Here is a 2,350-nt window from a genome sequence, read left to right as displayed (position 1 = left end):
GTGCTGGGTGACCGCACGCAGGCGCCGTCGGGTGCCGGCTTTGCGCTGGAAAACCGCGTCGCAACCACGCGTGCGCTGTCCGACATCTATGGCGAGATGCACGTGCATCGCCTTGCCGGCTTCTTCCGCCGCTTTCGCGACGCGCTGAACGGCATGGCCAAGGTATCAGGCGGCCGTGTCGCCATCCTGACCCCGGGGCCGCTCAACGAAACTTATTACGAACATGCCTATATCGCCCGCTATCTCGGCATCATGTTGCTTGAAGGCGAGGATCTGACCGTCTCCGGCGGCCGGCTTATGGTGCGCACCGTTTCGGGGCTTATGCCGGTCAGCGTACTGTGGCGACGGCTCGACGCCGCTTTCGCCGATCCGCTGGAGTTGCGGGCGGAGTCGCAGATCGGCACGCCAGGGCTGGTCGAGGCGATCCGCCGGGGAGCCGTCTCAGCCATCAACGCGCTCGGCTCCGGGCTGATGGAAACGCGGGCGATGTCCGCCTTCCTGCCGAAGATTTCGCGCGAATTGCGCAACGAGGGACTTCTGCTGCCGAGTGTCGCGACGTGGTGGTGCGGGCGGGACGCGGACCGTGACCATGTGCTGGCTAACCTCGACCGCATGGTGATCGGTCCGGCGCTGTCGACGCGGCTTGCCTTCGAGGATGACGATTCCACGAGGCTGGGCTCGGCGCTCGTTGCCGGGGAGCGGGCCGAACTGATAGCCCGGATCGAAAGGGACGGCGGCGACTTCGTCGGACAGGAAGCGGTGACGCTTTCGACCACGCCGGTCTATGTCGGCGGCTGGCTGGAGCCGCGACCAGCAGCCCTGCGCGTCTATCTGGCGCGAACCGCGGAAGGCTGGACGGTGATGCCCGGCGGCTTTGCCCGCGTCGGCTTTTCGCTTGACCCGACGGCAATCGCCATGCAGCGCGGCGGCCAGGCGGCGGATGTGTGGGTGGTCAGCGACAGACCGGTGGAGCGCGAGACGCTGCTGCCGCAGGAGCACGACACCTTCACCCGCACCTTGCCGGGCAGCCTGCCCAGCCGCGCGGCGGAAAACCTGACATGGCTCGGCCGCTATATCGAGCGATCGGAAGACACGGTGCGCATCCTGCGCGCCTATCACGTGCGGCTGGCCGAGGCATCCGACCCGGACATGCCGCTGCTTGCCGATATCAGAGATTATCTCGAACCGTTCGGCATCGACGTCGAAACCGCGATCCCGCCGGGGCTGATCGGCACACTGGACAGCGCCGTCTACAGCGCCGGACAAATCCGCGACCGCTTCTCGCCCGATGGCTGGCTAGCGCTGAAGGATCTGTCGAAGACCATTCATCAATTCGCCACAACGGTGGCGCCGGGCGATGATGCGACGCGGGCGATGACGGTCATCCTGCGCAAGCTCGCCGGGTTTTCCGGCCTGCTGCATGAGAATATGTACCGCTTCACCGGCTGGCGCTTCCTGGAGATCGGCCGGCGGTTGGAACGCGTCATCCAGATTGCCCGCACGCTCGCCAGGCTGACCAGGGCTGCGGCGCCGGACGGCGCGCTCGACATGATGCTGGAGATCGGCGACAGCGTCATGACCCACCGGCGGCAGTATCCGGTGCAGGCCGGCCGGCGCACTGTGATCGACCTCCTGGTGCTCGATCCGCTCAACCCGCGCTCCATCCTGTTCCAGCTCGAGCGGCTGAAGGCCGAAATCGCGCTGTTGCCTGCTGTCGGCGGCGAGGGGCACATGTCGCCGGCGGCGAAAGAGATCCTGCAGCTCAACACGGCGATCGCCATCAAGGAGCCATCGGACATGACGGCGCCGGCCCTGGCCGATCTCGCCAACGAGATCGGCGGCCTCTACAACAGCCTCGCCAAATCCTATTTCGGGTAGGGACGGGTTCGGATAAAGGCGGGCATGCTCTACGATATCAGGCTCAAGCTACGTTACGATTACGATGCTGCGGCCGGCGGCGGCCGCCATCAGGTGCGCGTGCTGCCGCCGACGGTAGCGGGCGTGCAGCGCGTGATCGCCGCTTCGCTGTCCTTCGCACCGGCGCCGAGCGAACGCTCGGATTTTTCCGATTTCTTTGGCAACAATGTCACGTCGATCGCCTTTCGCGACGTTCACGATGCGCTCGACATCAGGATGAGCGCGCGCGTCGCGGTTTCGCGGCCGGAACCTGGGCTTGACGTGTCGCCCGACATTCGCCGGCTGAGGGAGGAACTCGATGCGGTGCGGTCGCTGTCGCCTGATACACCGCATCACTTTCTGGCCGCCAGCGACCATGCCGGCATCGATGCGGCGATCACGGCCTACGCGCGGAGCAGTGCCGGCAACTCCGCTGTCAGCACGGCCATGGACC

At 66.2% G+C, this 2,350-nt stretch carries 2 protein-coding genes; both read left to right on the top strand.

The features are described 5' to 3' along the window. Positions 1–1,878 (top strand): circularly permuted type 2 ATP-grasp protein (locus EOA86_RS31030; protein ID WP_128345101.1); only part of this gene is annotated, 1,878 nt, incomplete at its 5' end. 24 nt (positions 1,879–1,902) lie between these two features. Then, positions 1,903–2,350, top strand: a 448-nt coding sequence (locus tag EOA86_RS31025; RefSeq protein WP_281035715.1) for a transglutaminase N-terminal domain-containing protein, incomplete at its 3' end; no start/stop codon positions are given.

This window comes from Mesorhizobium sp. M5C.F.Ca.IN.020.32.2.1, from assembly GCF_004023105.1.
Classification (GTDB): Bacteria; Pseudomonadota; Alphaproteobacteria; order Rhizobiales; family Rhizobiaceae; genus Mesorhizobium; species Mesorhizobium wenxiniae.
This window is presented reverse-complemented; position numbering and strand designations above follow the sequence as displayed.